This is a genomic window from Microbulbifer sp. SAOS-129_SWC, assembly GCF_039696035.1.
Taxonomy (GTDB): Bacteria; Pseudomonadota; Gammaproteobacteria; order Pseudomonadales; family Cellvibrionaceae; genus Microbulbifer.
This window is the reverse complement of record NZ_CP155567.1, coordinates 2,990,641-3,013,610: the sequence shown is the minus strand read 5'-3', so window position 1 is coordinate 3,013,610 and position 22,970 is coordinate 2,990,641. Positions and strand designations below refer to the sequence as shown.

The window sequence follows — 22,970 nt, the reverse complement described above, 5'->3', positions numbered from 1 at the left end:
TGTCATCTGCCTGTCCGCAGGCGCATCGCCCTGCTGCGCGAGCGCCGGCTATTTCCTGCGAACCCGGCAAGGGGAACTGCCAATGCCAATCGCCCTGCGTCCATTTCCCGTACTGTTATTGCTCTGCGTTGTTTGCCTGTTGTGCGTGCCCCGCATCAGCTATGCGGTGCCCAGTTTCTACCGGCAGAGCGGCATAGCCTGTAACGCCTGCCACACCAGTTTTCCCCAACTCAACGCGCTCGGGCGGGACTTCAAGTTAAAGGGCTATACGCTCAGTACCGGGCAGAGCACGGCGCCGCCGCTGGCCGTGATGCTGCAACCTTCGTTCACGCATACCAGCGAGGGGCAACCGGGCGGTGCCGCGCCGGGTTTTGATAACAATGACAACGTCGCCCTGACCCAGGGCAGCGTGTTTTATGCGGGCAGGTTGTTCGGTGGTTTCGCAGACAAGTCCCCGCTGCTGGGTAAATTTGGCGCGTTCATTCAGACAACCTATGACGGCGTGGAAAAAGCCTGGTCCTGGGATAATGCCGAGTTCCGCTTCGCCGACAGTGCCAGTACCGAAAAACACAAGTTCGACTACGGCTTTTACCTGAATAACAGCCCTACGCTGCAGGATCTCTGGAATACCACCCCGGTGTGGAGCTATCCCTATTCTGGTTCGGGGCTCGCGCCCACGCCGGCGGCGGAGACCCTGTTGGGGGGGGGCCTGGCGCAACAGGTCGCCGGGTTCGGCGGCTATGTGTGGCTGGACAGTTCCCTGTACCTCGAACTCGGTGGTTACGACAGCCTGTCGGCCAGCGTGCAGTCCGACCTGGGGGTGGACCCGGAAGGCGAGGCGCAGATCGACAATCCGGCCCCCTACTGGCGGCTGGCAAAAGAACACGCGTGGGGCGCGCACCACCTGGAAGTGGGGACCTTCGGCATGGCCGCCGACACCTATCCGGAACGCGATTCCAGTGCCGGTACGGATCACTACCTGGATATCGGCATGGATTCCGAATACCAGTACGCCAAGGGCCGCCACGATGTCACGGTGATGTTCAGTGGCCTGCGCGAGCGCCAGGAGTGGGATGCGAGCCGGACGCTGGGACTCGCGGAGAATTCGAGTGGTGCCCTGTGGACGCTGGCCGCCACGGGTTCCTATTTCTTTGACAAAACCTATGGCGTCACCGCGCAGTATTTCCGCTTCGGCGGCGATACGGATATGTTGCTCTATGCCGACAATCGCACCTACTCGCCGGACAGTTATGGCTGGATACTGCAGCTCGACTACATGCCCCTAAACAAAAGCGGCGGTCCCAAGTTCTGGCCGGGAAGCAATGTGAAATTTTCCCTGCAGTACACGCGATACAACAAGTTCGATGGCGCGGGCAGGAATTACGACGGCAGTGGGCGCGATGCCAGTGACAACGACACCCTCTACCTGGAGGCCTGGCTGGCGTTCTGATTCCGCTTCACGGGCGGGCCATCTTGCCGCGGAACTCAGTCTGCTGCTTGCAGTGCTGAGCTCATCGTGGCGCCGCGCCCCGGTATTACCTGCTCCCACAGCCGCTCCGCCAGTTGCGCGGCGGTTTGGCGGCGGCCGTCGGCGAGCCAGGCGGCGATCTGGCCGGCGACGTCGGGCCACTGGATACGCACGCCAGCCGGCTGAGTCTCGAGCCAGCGGCCAATCGTATCGGCATTCACCCGATCAACCACTTCGGCCAGCTGCAGTTCGCGCAGTGCCTGGGCGTTGGCTTCCTGCTCGAACTGGCCGGCCAGTGGGCGGGTGAGGATGGGCTTGCCGAGGGTCAGGGTTTCGGCGATCAGTTCGAACCCGCTGTTGCAGATCACTGCGCGGGCACCGGCGACATCCTGCCGGAATCCTTCCACCGAGGGTGCCTTCAATTCGATATTACTCGCCGCTTCCAGCTCCACCGGGGCGCCGTACACAATGAATCGCTGCGGCAGGGTCGCCAGCTGGTCGAGCAGCGGGCGGTGATGTTCGAACGGCAGGTAGACAAGAATATGTGCTTCTTCATTGGCACTGCCGCCATGCGGCTGGGCGATCGGCGGCAGTATCGGGTGGCCGAAGTGGTACCAGTGCATGCCGAGACTGCTCTGTGCCGGGGCAAAGGCGCGCATGATGGCGCGGGCGGCCCACTGGAAGCGCGGCGCGGGGATGGTGAAATTGAAGGCGTACTGGTGGCCGAGCCCGAGGCTGTCTTTCTTGTGGCGCCGGGCGGCCCAGGCGGTGACCGGTTCGAAATCGCTGATCACGAGGTCGAAGTCGTGCACCGGCAATTCGCGGATATCCCGCAACAGTCGGCGCAGGTCGAGCTGGCGGGTGGTGGCAATGGGGCTGACTTTGCCCTTGCGGTGGACGAAAGTGAGCCCTTCGCGCCACCAGTAGTCGCCGAAGGCTTCCATGCTGAACAGCTTTTCGGGGCTGCGGCCGGAGAACAGCCACTGGATTTCCAGTTCGGGGTAATTTTCCAGGGCTTTGGCCATGGCGCGGGCACGGGAGATATGGCCGTTGCCGGTGCCCTGCACGCCGTAGAGTATCTTCACAGAAGGGCTCCGCTGATCAGCAGTCCGACGCTGGTGCCGAGAGCGGCGCCGGCGCAGACATCGGTGGGAAAATGCACGCCGAGGCCGACCCGGGAGGTGCCGACCCCGGTGGCCCAGAAATAGCCCAGCAGCCACAGTGGGCTGAGGGTCTGCGACAGTACGGTGATAAACAGGAAGGCGCCCGAGGTGTGCCCGGAGGGCAGGCTGAAGCGATCGTGGGCGACGATCACCGAGCGCAGGCCGGGAATCGCCTGGGGCGGGCGCAGCCGCCGGGTGGTGTTCTTGATGGTCCAGTAGAGGGCGCGTTCGACGGTGTAGGCGGTGCCGCACACGGTGAAGTACTGGGTGGCGGCGGCGACGCTGCTGCACAGGGCCACAATCAGCGGTGACAGCAGGTAGAGCCAGCCGTCGGCGGATTTCGACAGCCACAGGTAGTTGCGCCGGGATGCCGGCCGCGTCGCCCGTTCGACCATTTGCAGAACCAGGGAGACATCAACGCTTTTCAGGGTGACAGGTAAGCTTCGCATGTCGCCAAGTTACGAAGCTTATATTGCGCGGAATTGACCGCTTTGTGTCAGAACCGTGAAATGTGGCGGGCCTTGCTCTTTGAGGGGGGCGTCCGGGGATTTTATCCGGCCCCGCTACCGGTGGCCGCCCGGCCAACAACCTGATCGGTAATCGTTTGCCATGCGGCCCCCGGTAGCGGGGCCTCGCCGCGGTGGTCGCCGGGCGTGCAGTGTTTATTTGCGGAATGGTTTTTGGTCGCGATCGGATTGGATCGGGGCGCGTCCGGGGATTTTATCCGGCCCCGCTACCGGTGGCCACCCGGCCAACAACCTGATCGGTAATCGTTTGCCATGCGGCCCCCGGTAGCAGGGCCTCGCCGCGGTGGTCGCTGGGCGCGGTGCGTATTTTCGGAATGGTCTTTGGTCGCGATCGGATTGGATCGGGGCGCGTCCGGGGGATTTTATCCGGCCCCGCTACCGGTGGCCGCCCGGCCAACAACCTGATCGGTAATCGTTTGCCATGCGGCCCCCGGTAGCGGGGCCTCGCCGCGGTGGTCACCGGGCGTGCAGTGTTTATTTGCGGAATGGTTTTTGGTCGCGATCGGATTGGATCGGGGCGCGTCCGGGGGATTTTATCCGGCCCCGCTACCGGTGGCTGCCCGGCCAACAACCTGATCGGTAATCGTTTGCCATGCGGCCCCCGGTAGCGGGGCCTCGCCGCGGTGGTCGCCGGGCGTGCAGTGTTTATTTGCGGAATGGATTTTGGTCGCGATCGGATTGGATCGGGGCGCGTCCGGGGGATTTTATCCGGCCCCGCTACCGGTGGCCGCCTGGCCAACAACCTGATCGGTAATCGTTTGCCATGCGGCCCCCGGTAGCGGGGCCTCGCTGCGGTGGCGGCCGGGGGCGCCGGGTTCGTTCGAGGTCAGTCGATGCCGATCTTGATCACGCCGGAACCGGGCAGCTTCTCCACCAGTTCCGAACCACACAGTTTGGACGGCGTGAAGTAGCCGCCGTCGCCCTGGTAGTCGAGCAGGAATTCCATCACTGCGAGGCTGCCGTGCACGGTGACGTCGTAGCCGTTGGCGGTGGTGACACGGCCAATTTTGCGCTCGCCGCGGCGGTCGTTGCGAATTTCGCCCCAGACCCAGGTTTTCTGGTCGGAGCGCTTTTCCTCGCTGGGACCGTGAACCTTTTGGTCCACCTTGCCTTTGAGCCAGTTCTGCATCCAGGCTTTGCGCAGCAGCCAGCGAAACTTGTTCATGCGCTGCATTTTTTTCGCGCGTCGCGGGCTCATCGGGATATACACCTCGATATTGGGGATCTCGGTGGTGTAGTAGGCGGTGGCGACGTCGCCCCACGGAATGGCGACGGCAAACTTTTCCCCGCGGCCGAAATCGATCGTGCGTGTCAGTTCGCCGTGGCCGATGGTTTCGATTTTACCGCCGCGGCGCACGGCACTGCCGACGCCGAGACTTTCGATCGAGGTTTTGGCGGTGCCGGGGCTGAGGCCGGAATCCGAGTCGAAGCCCAGCGTCAGATGGGTGGCGGTGGGGATGGCGCGGTGCAGTGCGGCGGCCAGGCAGTCGGTGGGGATCACGTCGAAGCCGGTGCCGGGACAGAGCACCACGCCGGCGGCCTTGGCTTCCGCGTGCAGGCTGTGGGCGAGGCGGTAGACGGCCATTTCGCCGGTGATGTCCTGGTAGTGAGTGCCGGCGGCGATACAGGCGCGCAGCATCGGTTCGGCGGTGGCGGAAAAGGGGCCGGCGCAGTGGATGACCACGTCGATATCGCGCAGGCTGCGTTCGAGCGTTTCGCTGGCGTCGAGGGCGATGGCCATTGCCGGCAGGCCGAGTTCATCGGCCAGCGGCTGCAGTTTGGCGGCGTTGCGCCCGGCGAGAATGGGGCGGTAGCCGCGGGCGACGGCGGCGCGGGCGATCAGTTCGCCGGTGTAGCCGTTGGCGCCGTAAATCATTATTTTTTTGTTGTTCACCAAGTGACCTTGTCTGTTGCGTCTTTGGGGGCGTCGCCGCTGCGGCGGGCTGCTGCAAAATACGTTTTCAATGGCCCGCTAGTCAAACGTTTGTACCAGTGCGAAACGCGGCTGTTGCTGTCCGTCCCTGTCGACCTGTTCGGCAAACATCTCCAGAGGGCGCACCCAGACGCCGTAGTCGCCGTAGAGCGCGCGATAGACCACCAGCTTTTCGCTGGTTTCACTGTGAGTGGCCACTTCCATGACCTCGTAGAGTTCGCCCTTGTAGTGGCGATAGATACCGCGTTTCATTGTCATTGGGTTCCGTCAGACCAGGTGGTGGGGCGCGAGCTGGATCTGGGTGATACGCCGCCCGTGCAGTATGGCGATGCCGGCATAGCGGTGTTCGCCGGTGGAGGTGAACTCGAATTCATAGCTGCGCTGCAGCCGTATCTGGCCACGGCGGTCACGTTTCAGCCGTGTGCGGGTCAACACGACGGTATCATCGAGCAGCTGCACACCGAGTTGTTCGCAGTGCTTGCGGGTGGCTTTGCGTACCTGTTCCTTGGCTGCGAGGCCGGCCCAGAGGTGCCAGCCGACCAGTATCAGCGCGAAAACCCACAACAGGTCGCCCAGGGAGTAATACATTGTCTTACAGTTGTTACTATCGAGGCGCGCAAGAATACCATTGAAGGAGGCGTCATGCCCGGTACTATCCTGATCACCGGTTGTGACCGCGGTATCGGCCTGGAGGCCGCGCGGCAGTTTGCCGCGGACGGCTGGCGGGTCCTGGCCACCTACCACGAGCCGGTGGTTCCGCTCGAACTGCAGGCCGCCGCGAAGTCCTATCCCGGGCTGGAGACCCTGCGTCTGGACGTGACTGATTACGACAGGATGGCCGAGCTGGCGAGAGAGCTGCGCGGCCAGTCCATCGACATCCTGCTCAATAACGCCGCCATGTTCGGCCCCATAGTCACCATGTTTGGCGGCGTGCTGCTGAGCCGCTGGCGCAAGGCGTTCGAAGTGAACACCATCGCCCCCTACAAAATGGTGGAGACTTTCCTGAGCCATATCTGCGCCAGCGAGCGCAAGCTGGTCGCGGTGATCAGCAGCAAAAAAGGCAGTATCGCGGACAATACAGGCGGCGGCGCCTACATTTACCGCTCGACCAAGAGCGCGGTCAACCAGGTGGTCAGGAGCCTGTCGATAGACCTGCGGGAGCGTGGGGTCAACGTTGTGGCCATTCACCCCGGCTGGGTGCGGACGGCAATGGGAGGGACGACGGCGTCGATGTCGGTGGAAGCCAGTGTGCGTGCCGTCAAGAAGCTGCTGCTAGAAATCGGCCCCGGACACAGCGGCCACTTCCTAAACTACGATGGAGCTGAAATTCCATGGTGACCGCCGGCAGCGGCGGCATCCCGCGCAATCACCGGGTGGCGACTGTGTGGCGGTTTCCCGCGTGCGTTGCGTGGCTATCAACGCTTTTGCGCAAATTTTCTGGAGGCACTCTATGTCTGGAACCGTTCTGATCACCGGCTGCAATCGCGGCTTAGGGCTGGAAATGACCCGCCAGTTTGCCGACGACGGCTGGCAGGTGCTGGCCTGCTGCCGCAATGTGCCCGGTGCGAGCGAATTGCGTGCACTGGAGGAAAAGTTCCGGCACGTGCGCCTGTTCGAGCTCGATGTGACGGATTACGATGAGATGTCTGCCTTGGCCAAATCCCTGTGGGATCAGCCGATCGATATCCTGCTGAACAACGCGGGTTCCTATGGGCCCAAGGGTGTGGCGTTTGGCCAGGTGGATCTGGACGAGTGGCGCCGGGTACTGGAGTGCAACACCATTGCGCCCTACAAGCTGGCGGAGACCTTCTACCGCAATGTGGCAGATAGCCAGCGCAAGGTGATGGCGATCATCAGCAGTAAGGTCGGCAGTATCGCCGACAACAGCTCGGGCGGCGGCTATATCTACCGCACCTCCAAGACCGCGGTCAATCAGGTGGTAAAAAGCCTGTCCGTCGATCTGCACGATCGCGGTGTCAGCGTACTGGCGCTGCACCCGGGTTGGGTCAAGACCGACATGGGCGGGCCCAATGCGTTGATTTCGGTGGAGGACAGTGTGGCCGGCCTGAAAAAGCTGTTGCTGGATACCGATCTGGCGCACAGTGGGCGGTTTTACAATTACGACGGCAGCGAGATTCCCTGGTGATGGGGGCGGGCCCAAAGGGCCGCCCCGATTTTCCCCTTACAGAAACATTCCCCCGGACGCCTCGATACGCTGCGCGTTGATCCAGCGGTTGTCCTCCGAAAGCAGTGAGGCGATCACGCCGCCGATGTCCTCGGGCAATCCCACGCGCCCGAGTGCGGTCTGCGAGGCGATAAAGTCGTTGATCTCCTTATTGTCGCGCACGAGGCCGCCACCGAAATCGGTCTCGATGGCGCCCGGCGCCACCACATTGACCGCGATACCGCGCTCGCCGAGTTCCTTCGCCATATAGCGGCTCAGCACTTCGATGGCTCCCTTCACGGCCGCGTAGGCGGCGTAACCGGGGAAAGAGAAACGTGCCAGCCCGCTGGACAGGTTGACGATGCGCCCGCCGTCGGCAAGCAGGGGCAGCAGCTGCTGGGTCAGAAAGAAGACCCCCTTGAAGTGGACGTTTACCAGCTGGTCGAACTGTGCCTCGGTGGTCTCGGGAAAGGGCGCGTGGATGCCGACCCCGGCGTTGTTAACCAGAAAATCGAATCCTTCGCGCTGCCAGCCGGAGCGCAACAATGCCCGCAGCTGGTCGGCGAAAGCAGCGAAGCCCGCGGTGTCGCCGGTGTCCAGCTGCAGCGCGGCGGCGCGGGCGCCGCGGCGCTGGATTTCCGCCACCACGGCGTCAGCGTCAGCGGCGCGGCTGTGGAAGGTCAGAATCACATCCACCCCCTTGGTCGCCAGCTGCAGAGCGGTGTCGCGGCCCAGGCCGCGGCTGCCGCCGGTAATCAGTGCAATCTTGTGTTTCATGAGCGGTTCTCCTGTTGCTGTGGAGTCAATCGACACCAGTCAGCTTATTGGTTGTCTCTGGCCAGATAAACAGGCAAAAAATAGCTAGACTGTTTGCCTTGAGTGAACAATGTGGGTGGACCGATGAAATTGCTGGAATCGATGCAGGTGTTCCTGCGGGTGGCAGAGCAGGGCAGTTTTACCGCGGCGGCGGACAGCCTGGGGGTATCCCGCGCCGGCGTGTCCAGCGCCGTGCAGCAGCTGGAAACGCTGCTCGGCACGCGTCTGCTGCACCGCACCACCCGCAGCGTGCGCATGACCCAGGATGGCCAGGTCGTCTATGAGCGCTGCCAGGATCTGCTGGCGGATATGGACGAGCTGCAGAACCTGTTTCGTGAGGATTCCGCCGCACTGCAAGGGCGCCTGCGCGTGGATATGCCGCTGCCGTTGGCGCGGGACGTGGTAATACCGCGGTTGCCGGAGTTCCTGCGCCAGCACCCGGGGCTGGAGGTGGAGCTGTCCAGCAGTGACCGCTTCGTCGATCTGGTGCGGGAGGGGTTCGACTGCGTACTGCGGGTCGGGGCGCTGCAAGACTCTGGGCTGATTGCGCGGCCGCTGGGCGAATACCGCATGGTGAGCTGCGCCAGCACCGAATACCTGGCCGAGCACGGTACCCCGCGCACGCTGGCGGATCTGGCCGGCCACCGCATGGTGCACTACGTGCTGAACCTGGGGGGGCGGTCGTCGGGGTTTGAATATGTCGATCCCGATGCGCCGGGGATGGAACAGTCAGTGCCGGTACCGGGAGTGCTTACGGTCAACAACACCGGGGCCTACCTGGAGGCGTGCCTCGCCGGGCTGGGGATTATCCAGGTGCCGGAGGTCGGGGTCAGGCACTACCTGGAATCCGGCGAGCTGGAGGAAGTCCTGCCCGGCTATCGGCCGGCACCGATGCCGGTGTCCCTCGTCTATGCCAACCGCCGCTACCAGCCCAAACGGGTGCAGGTGTTTATGGCGTGGATGGCGGAAATCATGAAGCCGCGGTTGGTACCGTTGCAATAGTGTGTATGTGAATGCCACACCGGTTGATCCGCTCCAGTCCCATCCGCGTACCTGTAAGCACCATCAAATAGAGACTGCCGGCTCGTGCCGGGAGGTTGTTATTCGGCCCGAGCGCAGTGTCGTTTATGCGGCTCTGCCCGACCATCCAGCCGGATGGTTTATATACCCGACTGCTATCTGGTTAGAACGCCTTATTCTTAACAGTGGGGGAGCCTCCGGGTGTGTGCACTTTTAGGCAAGCATCGGGAAGTTATCAGCTACCGCAATTTTGGCGCGGGCGGCAGAATGCGATGCACGGAATGGAAGCGAGCACTCGCTTTTCGCTGCACCGGCAGCCGCCAGTTTCGGGCAAGCGGAAGCTGGCAAATCGGCGAAAGCCGTTTGTACCGAGCCCCGCAAAATGCTGCCAGCAAAATGCCACACAGTAACGGGAGGTCAGGGCCATGAGCCACGCAGTTGCGAACGAACATCGCGTCGAATCGATACTGTTTTCCCGCCGTACCAGTATTCCGCTGGCGGCGGTGATGTTTGCCGGTGCCGGGATCGCCGGTTACCTGCTCGGACTGCCGGTGTGGATCGCACTGATCGGTTGGGCTGTCTATTTTACCCGCGGGTCGACGCTGCACGATGGCGCTTACAATCTCGCCTGCGCGATTACCGGCCTCGGGTTCGGCATTGTCTCCCTGTCCGCCGCCGGAAAGTTGCAACTGCACGCTGCGTGGGCGGCGTTGCCGGTCGCGCTTCTGATAGCGGCGGTCAGCGTGCATTTAATGCAGTTTATTACCGGGGTAAGCAATGTTCCCGGTTATTACCTCGGCATCCTGGTCGCGCTGGTGGCCGACACAGACGGGTCACTGGACAGCTACCTGACCCTGACCGCAGCGGTGTCTGTGGGCGTGTTCGCCGCGGCACTGCCGGATCTGGTGCGCAGGGTACTGGGAAGCACAGCGGAGACTGGCCCGGAGAGCGCAATGGAGGCTGAGCGATGAGCCGCTTGAGAGCGGCCGCGGGGGCACTGGTGCGCTACCCGGCCGACAGGTTGCGCGCGGCGGTGATCGACGCGAGCCTGCTGCGCATCGAACGCGGCCAGCCGCTAGAGGTGTGCCGCCCGACGATGGGACTACTGGCCCATGGTTTGTCTGCAGAGGGTGTGCCGGAAGCGATGGAAACCTGCCGGCGGTGAATTCAAGCCGCTATTGACCCACGCGGTGGGAGTGCGTTTAGCAGCGAGGTATCAGTGATGTTAAAGCGCTTTATATTGGCAACTGCCATGGTACTGGTTACCGCCCTGGCATTTACCGGCCCGGCCACTTCCGAGCCGAATCTGCAAACGGAGTTTGCGCTCCAGGTAATCAATCAGTAGTTACTGCGATTTATCGACTACCCCTTTGGGCCCTGTTAAATACGCCGCGGGAATCAATCCCCCCGCACCGGTGATCAGGGCCTCTTTTTTTTTCTTCGGCCATTTCTTTATTTCCATTTCCAGCTTCAGTGCCGCGGACTTGTCGGCGACGGCGCAGTGGAATTCCAGCGTCAATGGTCCCCGCCCGCGCAGTGCCTTGGCGGCTTTCGGGCCACCGCTGCTATGTTCTTCGAAACGTCGCTCTACATCGCGCGTGATCCCGGTATAGAGAGTGCCGCGGTTGGTGCGAATCAGGTAGACAAACCACTCGTTCAAGACGCTGTTCCCGTATTGGTACGCGGCTATTGTCCGCCTGCCGCAGGGGATTGCAAACCCCTGCCGTTGGAAAGCCCGGGGGGCTGTAGGCTGGTGCCTCCGCTCCGGCCCTGTTAGCGGTGGGTACCCGGACTTCGCCCCTGTGTTTGCGCAACCTGCTGATTGCCCGTCGCAGGAGCGGGCCACGGTCATGTGCGGTTCCTTAAAACAGCGATTGCTGGTCGCCGGCCCGCGGCGGCGGCTGGAAGCGGTTACAGTCCAGCTTCAGCTTGCGCCGGTTCAGCCCCAGTTTGTTGATGGCCACGCGGAAACGCTGTTGCAGCAGCTGCGCAAATACGCCGATGCCGGTCTGGCGCTGGGAGAAATCGCTCTGGTAATCGCGGCCGCCGCGGCTCTGCTGCACCAGGCTCATCACGTGGCTGGCGCGCTCGGGATAGTGCTCGGCGAGCCACTGGCGAAACAGCGGCGCCACTTCAAAGGGCAGGCGTAGCAGGATATAGGCCGCGTGGCGGGCGCCGGCGTCCCGCGCCGCCCTGAGGATGCGCTCTAGCTCGCTGTCGTTGAGCGCCGGAATCATCGGCGCGGCCATCACCGCGGTGGGAATACCGACATGGCTTAACTGCTCCAGCGCGCGCAGCCGCGCGGCCGGCCCGGCCGTGCGCGGTTCCAGCCGGCGTTTCAGTTCGTTGTCGAGCGTGGTTACGCTGATCGCCACCTGCGCCAGGTTGTCCTGCGCCATCTCCGCCAGCAGCGGCAGGTCGCGCAGTATCAGCTGGCCCTTGGTGACAATCGTCACCGGCTGGTTGAAGCGCTGCATGGTTTCCAGCAGCTGGCGGGTGATCTGCTTGTCTTTTTCCAGCGGCTGGTAGGGATCGGTGTTGGAGCCCAGCGCAATGGGGCTGCACTGGTAGGAGCGCTTGCGCAGGGCTTTGTCCAGCAGCGCCGCCGCATTGGGCTTGAAAAAAATGCGGCTTTCGAAATCCAGCCCCGGCGACAGATCCATATAGGCATGGGCGGGGCGCGCATAGCAATAGATACAGCCGTGCTCGCACCCCCGATAGGGGTTGATCGACTGGCTGAACGGCAGGTCCGGCGACTGGTTGCTGGCGATAATGCTTTTGGCTTTTTCCTCGATAGCCTCGGTCAGCAACCGCTCGAGCGGCTCGACATCGGTCTGCCAGCCGTCGCTCTCGCGGGCGCTCACCTGCGGCACGAAGCGCCCGGCCAGGTTGCTGGCGGCGCCGCGGCCCCTGCGTTGCCGGGGGGGATTTGCCGGATCGTCGTTGGCCACTGCTCTCTACCTGGGCTGTATGGATATACAGTTTAGGCCGTGTGGGGAGACCTGTGCAAGGGGAGTGATGTGGGCATACAATGGATCGTTCAATCATTTGGGAGCTGTGTGATGGATTTACAGGCAGTGGCCGCTATTCGCACTTTTGCGGTTCATGTGTTGCAGGTATTTGCGCTGTTGTTTGCTTTTGCGCTGGTACTGCTGGTGCTCTACGTGTTGTATCTGTACCTGTCGGATGTCAGCCAGAGCAAGCAGGCGATCCGGCGCAATTTCCCGGTGATCGGTCGCTTCCGCTACCAGTTCGAGCACCTGGGGGAATTTTTCCGGCAATATTTTTTCGCCCTCGACCGCGAAGAAATGCCTTTCAACCGCGCCCAGCGCAGCTGGGTCTACCGCGCGGCCAAGAATGTGGATTCGACCGTGGCCTTCGGCTCCACCCGCCCGCTGAACCAGCCCGGCGATGTGGTATTCCTGAACCATCCCTTTCCGACCCTGGAGAAAGACGCGGTGCCCCCCGGCGAGGTCACCGTCGGTGAGGGCTTTGTGCGCAAGCCCTACACCACCAGCTCCATTTTCAATATCTCCGGCATGAGTTTCGGCGCCCTGTCGGTGCCCGCGGTAACGGCGCTGTCGAAGGGCGCGGCCAAAGCCGGTGTCTGGATGAATACCGGTGAGGGCGGCCTGTCGGACTATCACCTGTCCGGTGGTTGCGACATCGTGTTCCAGGTAGGCACCGCCAAGTACGGCGTGCGCGACGAGCACGGCCAGCTGTCAGATGAAAAACTGCGCGCGGTGGCCGAGCACGAGCAGGTCAGAATGTTCGAGCTGAAACTGTCCCAGGGGGCCAAGCCGGGCAAGGGCGGTATCCTGCCCGGCATCAAGGTCACCGAGGAAATTGCGCGGGTGCGCGGTATCCCGGTGGGCGAGGATTCCATCAGCCCCAACGGCCACCAGGAATTCCGCGACGTCGATGGCCTGCTGGATATGCTCGCGCATATCCGCGAGGTGACCGGCAAGCCCACCGGTTTCAAGTCGGTGATCGGGGCCAGCGACTGGCTGCACGAGATGTGCGAGCGTATCCAGCTGCGCGGGCTCGAGTTCGCCCCGGACTTTATCACCATCGACAGCGCCGATGGCGGCAGCGGCGCGGCGCCGCAGAGTTTGATGGATTACATGGGCCTGCCGCTCAACCGCAGCCTGCCGCTGGTGGTGGACCTGCTGGCGCAGTACGGCCTGCGCGAGCGCATCAAGGTGATCTGCTCGGGCAAACTGCTGACGCCGTCGATGGTGGCCTGGGCGCTGGCGATGGGAGCGGATTTCGTCAACTGCGGGCGCGGTTTCATGTTTGCACTCGGCTGTATTCAGGCGATGCAGTGCAACAAGAATACCTGCCCCACCGGCGTCACCACGCACGACCCGGATCTGCAGCAGGGGCTCGACCCCACTGACAAGGCCGAGCGGGTCAACCACTACGCGCGCAACATGATCCACGAGGTGGGCACCATCGCCCACTCCTGCGGGGTGCCGGAGCCACGCATGCTGCGCCGCCACCATGTCGAGGTCATCAATGAGCGCGGCGTGGCGATGCCGCTCAACGATCAGTTGCCGGAGGTCAAACCCAAATCGGTACTGGCCTCAGACCGGGGGGGCTGGTGATGAGCGGGGTCGGCGCGCTGGTGGGGCAGGGGCTGTATATGGCCGCGGCCGCGGTAGCCGGGCTGGGGCTGGCGCGGTTGCTGCGCAGTGACAATACCCTCGGCTGCCTGATTGCCGGCGTTGCCGCCGGCCTGTTATTGCCGTTGCTCGAATACGACCGCGGCCTGCAGCCGGAAAGCCTGCAGCAGCTGCTGTTCTTCGTGATACTGCCGATCATGGTGTTCGAATCTGCCTGGGAAATTGAACCGCGCGAGCTGAAGGAGTGGCTGGGGCCGCTGTTGCTGATGGCCACCTTCGGCGTGGTGATCTGCGCATTGCTGACCGCGCTGCTGACTTACTACGGCATCAGCGAGCCGGCGCAGTTTCCGTGGCCGGCGGCGCTGCTCACCGGGGCGCTGCTGGCGGCTACCAACCCCGGCGCGCTGATTGTGCGCCTGCGCCGCAAGCCGGGTCACGAGGATCTGCTGACACTGATCCGCGGCGAGAGCCTGTTCAACGACGTCGCCGCCATCGTGCTGTTTGGTCTGGTGCTGGGCGTAGCCGAGCACTCGGTGGTCGAGGGTGGTTTGGCCACCGGCGAGGCGCTGGCCGGGGCGGGTACCATCGCGCTCTACCTGGCGGTGATCGTGCTGGGCGGGTTGGCGCTGGGGGTGCTGTGTGGATTGCTGACGGCCATCGCCGTACTGCTGCTGGGCGCTGCCGGTGCGGCGCTGGTGACCTTGCTGTTTTCGGCGCTGGGCACCTATTACCTGGCGGAGCACGTAGTGCATGTATCCGGTATTGTCGCGGTAATGGTCTGTGCCATGGTGGCGCGCGCCTGTCTGCGCGAACAGCGCCACACCTACCTGGCGCACGTGTCGCCCACCTGGGAGTGGCTGGGGCTGCTGTTCCGCGCGCTGCTGTTTGTCAGCATGGGGATGGCACTGACGCCACAGTTGTTCAGCCAGTACTGGCTGGCGGTGCTGATCGCGATCGCCGCTGCGGTGGGTGCGCGGGCGCTGTCGATTTTCCTGACCGGCCCGCTGGCGCGTTTCGTCGGTCCGCCGGTGCCCAAGACCTGGCGTCTGCTGCTGGGCTGGGGCGGGTTGCGCGGGGCTATCGCCGTGGCCCTGGCCCTGGCCCTGCCGGCACAGCTGCCCTATACGGAGCAGGTTCAGGCGATGGTGTTCGGCATGGTGCTGTTTTCCCTACTGGTGCAGGGCACCAGCAGCCGCTGGCTGCTGGGCAAGCTGGACTAGTGGGCCGTGCGCTTTAGTGACCGAATTAACCACTCGGCCCACCAGGTTACTGCTGCTCGGTAGTGTGGTGCTGCCGCTCTGCCTTGCCGCACTCCTGGATGGTGCCGGCCAGGGCGAGCAGCGCCAGTATCACCAGCAGCAGCACGATCAGGCGTTTCATTGCCGTGTTTCAACGCCGCAGTGTTACTGGATCACGCCACAGGCGACTCGCGGCCCGCCGCCGCCGAGGGGCTTGGGATTGTCCGAGTAGTTGTCGCCGCCGGCGTGGATCATCAGCGCCCGGCCCTTGAGGTCGGAGAGTTTCAGGCGCGGCGCCAGCACCGGGCTGGTGGCGCGGCCGCTGCTGTCGACATACAGTGCCGGCAGGTCGCCGAGATGACCGGTGCCCCAGGGAAAGCTGTGGCGCCCGATGGACTTGGGATCATAGTGGCCACCCGCACCCAGGGCTGGCACCATCTTGCCGTCTTTTTCCATCGGTGCGCAGCTCGGGTTCTGGTGCACATGGAAACCGTGCAGTCCCTCGTGGAGGCCCTGCAGCGCTGGCGTGAACACGAGCCCGTAGCGGTTCTGGGTGACGGTGACCGTGCCGATGGCCTTGCCCACACCGTTCTTGTTCACAGCGTGCATTTCGATGGTGATGTCGGCCTGGGCGAGGCCACTCAACAGGAGCGCGGCGGCGCTCAACAGAATGCGGCAGTGCGTCAACATGATCGACTCCTCTGTGCCGTGGAAGGGTTGAGAAGAGTCTAGGGAGGCGCGGCCGCGATTCCCAATACCGTAACCAATGGCGCGACGCCGATAACCGACCGGGGCGCCGTGTCCGGGCGGTGCATTTCTGCCGGGGCGGTGCTGTGCCGGTGATTGGCGTGGTCAGGGCAGGGCTCGCAGCGCGCGGTGCAGCGGCAATTCCATATAAGTGTGGTCGGCGACGCGGCCAAACGCGGACGTGAGTGTGCCGCGGCGCAATGTGCGTGCGCTGAATCCCAGTTGCTCATACAGGGCGCGGGCGCGCGGGTTGGATTCCGCCACATCCAGTGCCGCCACCGGCAACTGCTGGGTATGGATGCGCTGCAGCAATTGATCGACCAGTTGCCGGCCAATACCGCGGCCGCGGTACTCGGGGGCCACGCCGAGATGATAGAGGATGCCCACGCCGCTGGCCGGCGGCTTGATCACCTGTTCGGTGCGCAGGCCGCGGGTCACTGTGCGCAGCGCGGCCAGTGGCGAGTAAAAGGCGAGGATGCGGCCCAGCGCTGCGCCGGTAAAGCGCAGATTCTGTGTGGCATTGCGCACTGCGCCGATGCCCACCAGGCGGCCGTCGGCGATGGCCGCGGTGTGTTGCTGGTAGCTGAACTCCGAGCTGTTGCGGACAAAGGCGCTGTGCAGGAATTCGCGCGCCTGGCCAGCAGCACTGTCGCAAAAGGCGTAGTCGAAAGCGGCCGGGCCGGAGCTGTAGATCAGCGGCACTGCAGCGTCTACATCACGCGGTTCGCAGGGGCGAAAGGTGAGCGTTTCCATCGGTATTGTTCTTGTGACTGGAAAATAAACGGGTACGCCAGTCTAACACCGATGCGGTTGGGAAGCCGTGTGGAAATGGCGGGGCGGGAAGCGGGAGGAGGGCGTCGCGCAGAAGGGGCTGTGGGCGGTCGCGATTGTCGCGACCGCCGTGGTGCATTACTGCCAGTCCAGGATCACCTTGCCGGACTCGCCGGAGCCCATGGTGTCGAAGCCTTTCTGGAAGTCGTCGACGCCGTAGTGGTGCGTGATGATCGGGGTCAGGTCGAGACCGGACTGGATCAGGCTTGCCATCTTGTACCAGGTCTCGAACATCTCGCGGCCGTAGATGCCCTTGATCACCAGTCCCTTGAAAATGACTTCGCTCCAGTTGATGGCCATCTCGCCGGCGGGAATCCCCAGCATGGCGATCTTGCCACCGTGGTTCATTGCCGCGAGCATATCGCGGAAAGCCACCGGTACACCGGACATTTCCAGGCCCACGTCGAAGCCTTCGGACATGCCAATTTCGTTCATTACGTCGGGCAGTTTTTCCTGGCTGACATTGACGGTGCGGGTGGCGCCCATCTTTTTCGCCAGTTCCAGGCGGTAGTCGTTGATATCGGTGATCACCACGTGGCGTGCACCCACGTGGCGGGCCACGGCGGCGGCCATGATGCCGATGGGGCCGGCACCGGTAATCAGCACGTCTTCGCCGACCAGGTCGAACGACAGCGCAGTGTGTACCGCGTTGCCGAACGGATCGAAAATGGAGGCCAGGTCGTCGGAGATATTGTCCGGGATCTTGAACGCGTTCAGCGCCGGGATCACCAGGTATTCGGCGAAGGCGCCCTGGCGATCGACACCGACGCCGAAGGTGTTACGGCACAGGTGGCGGCGGCCGGCGCGGCAGTTGCGACAGTGGCCGCAGGTGATATGGCCTTCGCCGGAAACGCGGTCGCCGATTTCAAAGCCGGCCACTTCCTGGCCCATGCCGACGACTTCGCCAACATATTCGTGGCCCACAACCATGGGTACCGGAATGGTTTTCTGCGACCACTCGTCCCAGTGGTAAATGTGCATGTCGGTGCCGCAGATGGCGGTCTTGCGGATCTTGATCAACAGGTCGTTGTGTCCCGGCTCGGGCACTTCGACGTCGGTAAGCCAGATGCCCGGCTCGGATTTCAGTTTGGAGAGTGCTTTCATAATTTGAGTGTGCGGTAGATAGCTCTGAGGCGGCTGTGCTACCGGTGGCTTTTTGCCAGACACGCTACGAATACTTCCATGTAAGCTCTCCACGGCCATCCATGGCCGCAGAAGGTCTGGCAAAAAGCCACCGGTATCAAAGCCTTCGCTGCGATTTTCGAATACTAATTAAATGATATTGAGTTCTTTGCCGACTTCCACGAAGGCGTCGATACACTGGTCGAGCTGTTCCTTCGTGTGCGCGGCAGACATCTGTGTGCGGATGCGGGCCTGGCCTTTCGGCACTACCGGGTAGAAGAAACCGACCACGTAGATACCGCGCTCAAGCATCTTGTCGGCCATCTGCTGGGCCAGGGCGGCATCGCCGATCATGACCGGGATGATCGGGTGATCGGCGCCGGCGAGGGTAAAGCCGGCCTCGGTCATGCGCTTGCGGAAGTAGGCGGAGTTTTCCTGCAATTGTTCGCGCAGCTCGCCGCCTTCCATCAGCATGTCGAGGACTTTCAGCGACGCGGTCACAATCGCCGGCGCCACCGAGTTGGAGAACAGGTAGGGGCGCGAGCGCTGGCGCAGCAGGTCGATGATTTCCTTGCGTCCGGAGGTGTAACCGCCGGAGGCGCCACCGAGGGCCTTGCCCAGGGTGCCGGTGAGGATGTCGACGCGGTCGATGACGTCGCAGTACTCGTGGGTGCCGCGGCCGTGCTGGCCGAGGAAGCCCACTGCGTGGGAGTCGTCCACCATTACCAGCGCATCGTATTTGTCGGCGAGGTCGCACAGGGCTTTCAGGTCGGCAATCACGCCGTCCATGGAGAAGACACCGTCGGTGGCGATCAGTTTGGTTCTGGCGCCGGCGGCGTCGGCGGCCTGCAGCTGTTTCTCCAGGTCGGCCATATCGTTGTTGGCGTAGCGGAAGCGCTTGGCCTTGCACAGGCGCACGCCGTCGATGATCGAGGCGTGGTTCAGTGCATCGGAGATGATCGCATCGTCCGGGCCCAGCAGGGTTTCGAACAGGCCGCCGTTGGCGTCGAAACAGGAGGTGTACAGGATGGTGTCTTCGGTGTGCAGGAATTCCGACAGGCGCGATTCCAGCGCCTTATGGATGTCCTGGGTGCCGCAGATAAAGCGCACTGACGCCATGCCGAAGCCGTACTGGTCGAGGCCGTCTTTGGCTGCCTGGACCAGGTCCGGGTGGTTGGCGAGGCCCAGGTAGTTGTTGGCGCAGAAGTTGAGCACCTGGCTGTCGTTGTTGACCTGGATTTCTGCGGCCTGCTGCGAGGTGATGATGCGCTCGCGCTTGTAGAGGCCGTCGGCCTCAATCTGCTGCAGTTCGTTACGCAGGTGCTGGAAGAATTGTTCTGGCTTGGACATGGTGTTGTTGTTAGCTCCTTCAACTGGCGCTTTTGGCGCTAAGTCTAGCTGTTTTTTCCCCGGCGGTGCCGTAAGCCGGTGCTTCAACACGGCACGCGGTGGTCGTGTTGCCGGTATTAACGCGCCAGTTCACAGGCCTTGTGGGCCGTAACCGGTTGTTCGCTGGCGCGGCAATTGGTGGCGAATTTTAATGCCTCTTCAGCACTGTCGAACAGTAGCTGCCACAGCAGTTGCCGATCGGTTTGCCGCACGGCACGCACTGCGGTGCGCTGGCTTTTGCTGGCGATTTCGATTTCGATGATGTCGCGGTTATTACTGCTTGCGGATAGTGATACTGCGGACATGGTCCCTCCAATACTCGTAACTTGAGCAAAACGCTTGGAGGACTGACGTGGAAGTGGCGAACAGCAATTCGCTAAATTCCGGTTGGATTGCTCGATTAGAGCCCCATCGCCTCTACCTCGCTCCGCAATCGGATCGCCGGCAGAGAGCAAACCACCTTGCCCCGGTTGGCAGGTTGGCGTTGGCGTCAGCCACTCTCTGGATGTGGGAGCAAAGATAGCGGGGTGGGAATGCGCAGTCAACCGCAGAGCGGCTCGCCGGCGGGCTGACAGGGCGCGCCAGGCAAAAGTGAGGGCCGGCTACTAGGACGAGTATTTCGGCCCCGTCGGGTACGGGAGGCACCCGACGGGGCCGCAGGGACGTATTTATGCATTTTCGAAATGCCCGTCCTAGTGTTATGCCGCCACAGGGCCGGCTGTAGGTTGCGGAGATTATCCCGGCAGCTGCACCGATTTCACTTCAATAAACTCGTCCATACCCGCTTCGCCGAACTCGCGGCCGTTACCGGAGCGCTTGTAGCCGCCGAACGGCGCGTCGTAATTGAACTCGCCGCCATTGACAAAGCACAGGCCCGCCTCGATCCGGCGCACCACCGGTAGCGCACTGTCGGTGTCCTTGGCCCAGACACCGCTGGACAGGCCGTATTCGGTGTCGTTGGCGATGGCGATGGCCTCGTCCAGGTCCCGGTACGGAATCAGGCAGGTCACCGGGCCGAAGATTTCCTCGCGGGCGATGGTCATGTCGTTGTTGACGTCGGCGAAGACCGTTGGCTTGACGTAGTAACCCTTGTCGAAGCCCGCCGGTGTATCCGCGCCGCCGGTGACCAGGCGCGCGCCCTCGGCTACGCCCTTGTCGATATAGCCGCGCACGATGTCGCGCTGGCGCGCGGACGACAGCGGCCCCATGAAGGCGTCGGAACCGGTACCCAGCGCGACTTCCTCGGCGACCTGCTTGGCGATGGCCACGGCCTGCTCGTATTTGTCGGCCGGCACCAGCATGCGCGTCAGCGCGGTGCAGGTCTGGCCGCTGTTGATAAACACATCCTCACAGCCCCAGCGCACGGCCTTGTCCAGATCGGCATCCGGAGTGATGATCAGCGGCGATTTGCCGCCCAGTTCCTGGGTCACGCGCTTCACTGTGGGTGCGGCGGCCTTGGCCACTTCCACGCCGGCGCGGGTGGAACCGGTAAAGGACACCATGTCGATATCCGGGTGTGCCGACAGTGCCGCACCGACGATCGGGCCGGCACCGGGGACCAGGTTGAACACGCCCGGCGCCAGGCCGACCGAATCGATGATATCGGCCATCACATAGTCCTGCAGCGGGGTGGTTTCCGACGGTTTGCAGATCATGGTGCAGCCCGTCGCCAGCGCCGGCGCCACCTTGCCCACGAACTGGTGCAGGGGATAGTTCCACGGCGTGATAAAGCCGCACACACCGATCGGTTCGCGGATCAGCAGGGAGTGGGCGGCTTCCTCGGTTTTTTCCATGATCGAAGTGCGCGCGGCGTAGTAGCGCATGGCGTAGATGGGGCCGTCGACATGCAGCCACTTGGTGATATGCGCGGGACAGCCGAGTGCCTGCGAGACAGCCTGGATCAGGTCTTCCTTGCGCGCCTCCATGCCGTCGGCGATCGCATGCATGATCGCGCTGCGGTGTTCGGCGCTGGTGTTGCGCCAGCTTTTAAACGCGGCGCGGGCGGCGGCCACGGCGGTGTCCACGTCTTCGCTGGAACCCTGTACCACCTGGCACAGCACTTCCTCGGTGGCGGGATTGATTACCGGGTGCAGGTCACCGTGCTGGGATTCCTGCCACTGGCCATTGATATAGAGTTTGTCGGTGTGCAGTTGGGTGAAATCGGTCATAACAATTCTCTTTGTTCGCTTGTCCTGCGCCGCCTAGGAGGCGGTGATCTCAATCAGAGTCGGGGTGTTGCGTGCGAGGGCTTCGGCCACGGCGTCCGCCAGCTGTTCCGGCCTGTCGATGCGACAGCCCTCGGCGCCGAAGGATCTGGCCAGCGCGACAAAGTCGGGTGTGCGCAGCTCGACCCCTTCGCGCGCGACGCCGGCGTCGTCCATAAAGTCGCGGATTTCGCCGTAGCCGGCATTGTTCCACACCAGGATCGGTAGTGCCTGCTGCTGTTCCACGGCCACTGCCAGTTCGCCGAGGGTGAACATCAGGCCGCCATCGCCGATCAGCGCCACTACATCCCGCTCGCCCGCCAGGCGCGCGCCGATGGCCGCGGGCAGGGCGAAGCCCAGGGTGCCATAGCCAGTGGTGCAGGTCAGGTGGCTGCGGGGGCTGTACAGCGGCAGCGCGTGGTTGGTGTTGTACGCCAGCTGGGTGGAGTCGGTCACCAGTACGCCGTCTTGCGGCAGCGCTTCGCGCAGCGCCTGTACCCAGGCAAAGCGCTCTTCCGAGCCGGGCCACCACTCGCCGCGGCAGTCTGCGAGCAACTGCGCGACCTCGGTTGCCGCAGCGGACTGCCGCTCGTCGCGACCCGCGGGCAGGGCGGCCGCCAATTGCGCCAGCGCCGCGCCGGCGTCGGCGAGCAGCGCCAGATCCGGGTTGGCATTGCAGACCAGCTGGGCCGGGTCGATGTCCACGCGAATCAGCTTGCCGCCGAAGCGGTAGTTGGCGCGCACCAGGTTGCGGTCGGTCTCCGCCAGCTCAGTGCCCACCGCGAGTACGACATCGGCTTTTTCCACGCGCTCGCGCACACAGTCGAAACTCAGGTTGGCGCCGCCGCACAGCGGGTGGCGCTCGTCGACGACCCCTTTGGCGGCCAGCGACAGGAATACCGGCGCGGCGAGCTTTTCCGCCAGGTCGGTGGCGGCCGGGCCGGCACCCTGGGCACCGCCGCCGAGCAGGATCACCGGGCGCTCGGCCGCTTTGAGCCACTGTGCGGCGGTTTCCAGTGCGGCGCCGTCGGCGGCCGGGGGCGCGGCCAGTGGGCAGGCGCGGTAATCTTCCAGCGTGCCCGGCATCGGTGCCGCAAACAGGTCGATCGGAATCTCGATATGCACCGGCCCCGGGCGCCCGGACGACAGGACCTGGAAGGCGCGGGCAATGACTTCCGGCAGCTGTTCGGCGCTGGTCAGCGAGTGCTGCCAGATGCAGAAGCCGCGGCTGACGTCACTCTGGCGCGGCAATTCGTGCAATCGCCCACGGCCCATGCCGAGATCCTCGCGGCGGTTGACCGCGGAAATCACAAGCATCGGTACCGAGTCCGAGTAAGCCTGGGCCATGGCGGTGGCGGCGTTGGTCAGGCCGGGACCGGTGATCAGGAAGCAGACGCCGGGCTTGCCACTGGCGCGGGCGTAGCCGTCGGCCATAAAGGCGGCGCCCTGTTCGTGGCGTGGTGTAATGTGCTGCAGGCCGCTGCCGGGCAGCCCGCGATACAGTTCGATCGTGTGGACACCGGGAATGCCGAACACTTTTTCAACCTGGTATTCGCGCAGCAGACGCATCAGTACCTGCGCACAAGTGGGTGCAGAAGACATCCGTTTTCAGTTCCTTGTCGGTGAAAAATTGCAGTGAGCCTAGCGAGCGTATCGGGGCGCTGCAAGCGCCCGCAGAGTCTGCATGTATGGCGCCGAAAACGCGGGATAATTGAGCATAGCT

The 22,970-nt window shown here is 63.4% G+C and carries 23 protein-coding genes and 1 riboswitch; of the genes, 8 read left to right on the top strand and 15 right to left on the bottom strand.

All coding sequences use genetic code 11. From position 1 onward, the window contains the following. The first annotated feature begins 82 nt into the window (after positions 1–82). A complete protein-coding gene (locus ABDK11_RS13085; RefSeq protein WP_346836954.1) occupies positions 83–1,450 on the top strand; it encodes a hypothetical protein in 1,368 nt (455 codons plus the stop codon). A gap of 35 nt (positions 1,451–1,485) precedes the next feature. Here the strand turns inward: ABDK11_RS13085 and ABDK11_RS13080 are convergent, their stop codons facing one another. The 5 genes from ABDK11_RS13080 to ABDK11_RS13060 all read right to left on the bottom strand — a co-directional run bounded on the left by ABDK11_RS13080 (position 1,486) and on the right by ABDK11_RS13060 (position 5,679). After that, complete coding sequence (locus ABDK11_RS13080) at positions 1,486–2,553, bottom strand: MJ1255/VC2487 family glycosyltransferase (RefSeq protein ID WP_346836953.1); 1,068 nt, start codon at positions 2,551–2,553, stop codon at positions 1,486–1,488. Beyond that, complete coding sequence (locus ABDK11_RS13075) at positions 2,550–3,080, bottom strand: phosphatase PAP2 family protein (RefSeq protein WP_346836952.1); 531 nt, start codon at positions 3,078–3,080, stop codon at positions 2,550–2,552. The genes ABDK11_RS13080 and ABDK11_RS13075 overlap by 4 nt, the downstream gene beginning before the upstream one ends. A gap of 904 nt (positions 3,081–3,984) precedes the next feature. Next, the gene (locus ABDK11_RS13070; protein WP_346836951.1) at positions 3,985–5,052 is read right to left on the bottom strand and encodes a saccharopine dehydrogenase NADP-binding domain-containing protein; all 1,068 of its coding nucleotides are present in this window, start codon (positions 5,050–5,052) and stop codon (positions 3,985–3,987) included. 78 nt (positions 5,053–5,130) lie between these two features. Next, the gene (locus ABDK11_RS13065) at positions 5,131–5,349 is read right to left on the bottom strand and encodes a DUF1653 domain-containing protein (RefSeq protein WP_346836950.1); all 219 of its coding nucleotides are present in this window, start codon (positions 5,347–5,349) and stop codon (positions 5,131–5,133) included. Between the two features lie 9 nt (positions 5,350–5,358). Next, positions 5,359–5,679, bottom strand: coding sequence for a DUF3301 domain-containing protein (locus tag ABDK11_RS13060; protein WP_346836949.1), 321 nt, complete (start codon positions 5,677–5,679; stop codon positions 5,359–5,361). A gap of 54 nt (positions 5,680–5,733) precedes the next feature. On the opposite strand from ABDK11_RS13060, the gene ABDK11_RS13055 reads away from it, so the two are divergent. Continuing rightward, positions 5,734–6,429 (top strand): SDR family oxidoreductase, encoded by a 696-nt coding sequence (locus ABDK11_RS13055; protein WP_346836948.1) that lies wholly within the window; start codon positions 5,734–5,736, stop codon positions 6,427–6,429. 112 nt (positions 6,430–6,541) lie between these two features. Beyond that, complete coding sequence (locus tag ABDK11_RS13050; RefSeq protein ID WP_346836947.1) at positions 6,542–7,237, top strand: SDR family oxidoreductase; 696 nt, start codon at positions 6,542–6,544, stop codon at positions 7,235–7,237. A 36-nt stretch (positions 7,238–7,273) separates the two neighbouring features. Here ABDK11_RS13050 and ABDK11_RS13045 read toward each other — a convergent pair whose 3' ends face one another. Then, positions 7,274–8,032, bottom strand: coding sequence for an SDR family oxidoreductase (locus ABDK11_RS13045; RefSeq protein ID WP_346836946.1), 759 nt, complete (start codon positions 8,030–8,032; stop codon positions 7,274–7,276). A gap of 123 nt (positions 8,033–8,155) precedes the next feature. Between ABDK11_RS13045 and ABDK11_RS13040 the strand changes: the two genes are divergently transcribed. The 3 genes from ABDK11_RS13040 (at position 8,156) to ABDK11_RS13030 (ending at position 10,256) form a co-directional block, all read left to right on the top strand. After that, positions 8,156–9,073, top strand: coding sequence for a LysR family transcriptional regulator (locus ABDK11_RS13040; protein WP_346836945.1), 918 nt, complete (start codon positions 8,156–8,158; stop codon positions 9,071–9,073). A 443-nt stretch (positions 9,074–9,516) separates the two neighbouring features. Then, positions 9,517–10,062, top strand: coding sequence for a DUF1097 domain-containing protein (locus tag ABDK11_RS13035; protein ID WP_346836944.1), 546 nt, complete (start codon positions 9,517–9,519; stop codon positions 10,060–10,062). Further along, positions 10,059–10,256 (top strand): hypothetical protein, encoded by a 198-nt coding sequence (locus ABDK11_RS13030; RefSeq protein ID WP_346836943.1) that lies wholly within the window; start codon positions 10,059–10,061, stop codon positions 10,254–10,256. The genes ABDK11_RS13035 and ABDK11_RS13030 overlap by 4 nt, the downstream gene beginning before the upstream one ends. 180 nt (positions 10,257–10,436) lie before the next feature. Here ABDK11_RS13030 and ABDK11_RS13025 read toward each other — a convergent pair whose 3' ends face one another. Together ABDK11_RS13025 and ABDK11_RS13020 are read right to left on the bottom strand one after the other, a co-directional pair. Beyond that, positions 10,437–10,751, bottom strand: coding sequence for a GIY-YIG nuclease family protein (locus ABDK11_RS13025; RefSeq protein WP_346836942.1), 315 nt, complete (start codon positions 10,749–10,751; stop codon positions 10,437–10,439). A gap of 202 nt (positions 10,752–10,953) precedes the next feature. Continuing rightward, positions 10,954–12,042 (bottom strand): PA0069 family radical SAM protein, encoded by a 1,089-nt coding sequence (locus ABDK11_RS13020; RefSeq protein ID WP_346836941.1) that lies wholly within the window; start codon positions 12,040–12,042, stop codon positions 10,954–10,956. Between the two features lie 111 nt (positions 12,043–12,153). On the opposite strand from ABDK11_RS13020, the gene ABDK11_RS13015 reads away from it, so the two are divergent. Together ABDK11_RS13015 and ABDK11_RS13010 are read left to right on the top strand one after the other, a co-directional pair. After that, positions 12,154–13,698 (top strand): FMN-binding glutamate synthase family protein, encoded by a 1,545-nt coding sequence (locus ABDK11_RS13015; protein ID WP_346836940.1) that lies wholly within the window; start codon positions 12,154–12,156, stop codon positions 13,696–13,698. Beyond that, on the top strand, positions 13,698–14,936 hold the full coding sequence (locus tag ABDK11_RS13010) for a cation:proton antiporter (protein ID WP_346836939.1): 1,239 nt from the start codon (positions 13,698–13,700) through the stop codon (positions 14,934–14,936). The genes ABDK11_RS13015 and ABDK11_RS13010 overlap by 1 nt, the downstream gene beginning before the upstream one ends. Before the next feature lie 183 nt (positions 14,937–15,119). On the opposite strand, the gene sodC is transcribed toward ABDK11_RS13010, so the two are convergent. From sodC to ABDK11_RS12975, 7 genes are all read right to left on the bottom strand, one after another. Next, the gene (sodC, locus tag ABDK11_RS13005) at positions 15,120–15,644 is read right to left on the bottom strand and encodes a superoxide dismutase [Cu-Zn] SodC (protein WP_346836938.1); all 525 of its coding nucleotides are present in this window, start codon (positions 15,642–15,644) and stop codon (positions 15,120–15,122) included. Positions 15,645–15,806: 162 nt separating this feature from the next. Then, a complete protein-coding gene (locus ABDK11_RS13000) occupies positions 15,807–16,454 on the bottom strand; it encodes a GNAT family N-acetyltransferase (protein ID WP_346836937.1) in 648 nt (215 codons plus the stop codon). 156 nt (positions 16,455–16,610) lie between these two features. Continuing rightward, positions 16,611–17,636 carry an L-threonine 3-dehydrogenase gene (gene tdh / locus ABDK11_RS12995; protein WP_346836936.1) on the bottom strand — a complete coding sequence of 342 codons (1,026 nt, stop codon included), beginning with the start codon at positions 17,634–17,636 and terminating at the stop codon, positions 16,611–16,613. Positions 17,637–17,804: 168 nt separating this feature from the next. Continuing rightward, positions 17,805–19,004, bottom strand: a complete 1,200-nt coding sequence (locus ABDK11_RS12990; RefSeq protein ID WP_346836935.1) for a glycine C-acetyltransferase — start codon at positions 19,002–19,004, stop codon at positions 17,805–17,807. A 116-nt stretch (positions 19,005–19,120) separates the two neighbouring features. Then, positions 19,121–19,348 (bottom strand): hypothetical protein, encoded by a 228-nt coding sequence (locus tag ABDK11_RS12985; RefSeq protein WP_346836934.1) that lies wholly within the window; start codon positions 19,346–19,348, stop codon positions 19,121–19,123. Between the two features lie 73 nt (positions 19,349–19,421). Continuing rightward, positions 19,422–19,557, bottom strand: a riboswitch (SAM-I-IV-variant riboswitch). 220 nt (positions 19,558–19,777) lie between these two features. Further along, positions 19,778–21,211 carry an aldehyde dehydrogenase family protein gene (locus tag ABDK11_RS12980; protein ID WP_346836933.1) on the bottom strand — a complete coding sequence of 478 codons (1,434 nt, stop codon included), beginning with the start codon at positions 21,209–21,211 and terminating at the stop codon, positions 19,778–19,780. Positions 21,212–21,244: 33 nt separating this feature from the next. Next, a complete protein-coding gene (locus tag ABDK11_RS12975) occupies positions 21,245–22,849 on the bottom strand; it encodes a 5-guanidino-2-oxopentanoate decarboxylase (RefSeq protein ID WP_346836932.1) in 1,605 nt (534 codons plus the stop codon). Positions 22,850–22,970 lie beyond the last annotated feature (121 nt).

Bases quoted from the DNA above. Each gene is read 5' to 3' on its own strand.
- ABDK11_RS13075 (WP_346836952.1), bottom strand. From the start codon at position 3,080: ATGCGAAGCTTACCTGTCACCCTGAAAAGCGTTGATGTCTCCCTGGTT.
- ABDK11_RS13035 (WP_346836944.1), top strand. From the start codon at position 9,517: ATGAGCCACGCAGTTGCGAACGAACATCGCGTCGAATCGATACTGTTT.
- ABDK11_RS13010 (WP_346836939.1), top strand. From the start codon at position 13,698: ATGAGCGGGGTCGGCGCGCTGGTGGGGCAGGGGCTGTATATGGCCGCG.
- ABDK11_RS13055 (WP_346836948.1), top strand. From the start codon at position 5,734: ATGCCCGGTACTATCCTGATCACCGGTTGTGACCGCGGTATCGGCCTG.
- sodC (WP_346836938.1), bottom strand. From the start codon at position 15,644: ATGTTGACGCACTGCCGCATTCTGTTGAGCGCCGCCGCGCTCCTGTTG.
- ABDK11_RS13045 (WP_346836946.1), bottom strand. From the start codon at position 8,032: ATGAAACACAAGATTGCACTGATTACCGGCGGCAGCCGCGGCCTGGGC.
- ABDK11_RS12975 (WP_346836932.1), bottom strand. From the start codon at position 22,849: ATGTCTTCTGCACCCACTTGTGCGCAGGTACTGATGCGTCTGCTGCGC.
- ABDK11_RS13085 (WP_346836954.1), top strand. From the start codon at position 83: ATGCCAATCGCCCTGCGTCCATTTCCCGTACTGTTATTGCTCTGCGTT.
- ABDK11_RS13030 (WP_346836943.1), top strand. From the start codon at position 10,059: ATGAGCCGCTTGAGAGCGGCCGCGGGGGCACTGGTGCGCTACCCGGCC.
- ABDK11_RS13000 (WP_346836937.1), bottom strand. From the start codon at position 16,454: ATGGAAACGCTCACCTTTCGCCCCTGCGAACCGCGTGATGTAGACGCT.
- ABDK11_RS12985 (WP_346836934.1), bottom strand. From the start codon at position 19,348: ATGTCCGCAGTATCACTATCCGCAAGCAGTAATAACCGCGACATCATC.
- ABDK11_RS13060 (WP_346836949.1), bottom strand. From the start codon at position 5,679: ATGTATTACTCCCTGGGCGACCTGTTGTGGGTTTTCGCGCTGATACTG.
- ABDK11_RS13050 (WP_346836947.1), top strand. From the start codon at position 6,542: ATGTCTGGAACCGTTCTGATCACCGGCTGCAATCGCGGCTTAGGGCTG.
- ABDK11_RS13040 (WP_346836945.1), top strand. From the start codon at position 8,156: ATGAAATTGCTGGAATCGATGCAGGTGTTCCTGCGGGTGGCAGAGCAG.
- ABDK11_RS13015 (WP_346836940.1), top strand. From the start codon at position 12,154: ATGGATTTACAGGCAGTGGCCGCTATTCGCACTTTTGCGGTTCATGTG.
- tdh (WP_346836936.1), bottom strand. From the start codon at position 17,636: ATGAAAGCACTCTCCAAACTGAAATCCGAGCCGGGCATCTGGCTTACC.
- ABDK11_RS12980 (WP_346836933.1), bottom strand. From the start codon at position 21,211: ATGACCGATTTCACCCAACTGCACACCGACAAACTCTATATCAATGGC.
- ABDK11_RS12990 (WP_346836935.1), bottom strand. From the start codon at position 19,004: ATGTCCAAGCCAGAACAATTCTTCCAGCACCTGCGTAACGAACTGCAG.
- ABDK11_RS13065 (WP_346836950.1), bottom strand. From the start codon at position 5,349: ATGACAATGAAACGCGGTATCTATCGCCACTACAAGGGCGAACTCTAC.